The organism is Bacillus sp. JJ722, assembly GCF_036963345.1.
Taxonomy (GTDB): domain Bacteria; phylum Bacillota; class Bacilli; order Bacillales; family DSM-1321; genus Bacillus_AD.
Genome location: NZ_JBALMO010000190.1, coordinates 1 through 1,116 on the forward strand (window position 1 = coordinate 1; position 1,116 = coordinate 1,116).

Genomic DNA, 1,116 nt, shown 5'->3' on the forward strand with positions numbered 1-1,116 from the left:
ACCCTAATTTTAAATTGCAACTTTGATAATACATACAAAATGGGATGGTTAAAAGCACTAGTAGAATTAACAGTAAATACTAATAAAATGAAAGAAGATAAAGTAGCTTTTGATTTTTATGATATTGCAAAACGATGGTTAAAGTATTATTGGAATCAAACCATTTACTTTGATTTAATACAAAGTCCAAACATCAAAAAACACCTGATATGATTACTTCTACAAAACAATTAATTAAGTTGTTTTTTTAACAAGAAGCAATCCGTACAACCTGTAAGGCTCGAAAAGATAGACTTTACTTCGATTGGGTTAGCACCTTAATTTGAAGTATCGGTAAAAAGAGCCTCTTTTCCTCTCATCATTATGAGTTAATTTATAGACTAAATCTAATTCACTTAGAATTTTTTCAAGATTGCCTTCAAGTAATTCAACGTAAAGCCTGTTAGTACTTTTTCTATCCATTATTGATGATTTCTCCCCTAACTATCAAATCCATTAATAATCTTCTTATTATAACATACCAAATTACTTTCGCTCACATCAAAATAGAGTAAATCATTCTTGGATAAACATCATATTAACCTTCTTATAGATTTATTATTATATTGAAAAGAAAGGTAAAGAAAGATCAATTAACAGGATATTTAAACTTTTTGGCGTCGCTATCATGAACAATTGAGTGCTATGTGATTACAAGTAGTAAATGCACTTTTATTAACAATAAATAAAGAAAATAAAAAATTCAATCATATAATGGGTGTGATTTAAAAGGAAGTGTCCTTCTAATTAATATTCAAATTGTAAATGATTAAGGTGTAATGGAACAGATAAGGGCTGATAAATCTTTTCCGTTCTGAAACGGCTTATCCACTATTGTATGAAATTGTAATTAAGATTGAGAGCTATCAATAATAGTTGTAAAATAGGACTATAGTTACTGAGAAGTTGGTATTTAATATGTGTTGTTGGGGGTAATATAGTGTCTCAAAATGCAAACCTAGAAGAATTTGAAAATATAAGGATTTATAAAGATAGAATTAGAATTTTTCTTATTCTTTACATATTTTCCGAAGAAGTTAAGGATCACGAATCCAACCTATATAAGAAAGTTTTTAA

1 pseudogene is annotated in these 1,116 nt (G+C 27.6%); it reads left to right on the forward strand.

The annotated features are described in order from the left end of the window. A pseudogene (locus V7014_RS20275) lies at window positions 1-213 on the forward strand (HNH endonuclease); the annotation flags it as partial. Window positions 214-1,116 lie beyond the last annotated feature (903 nt).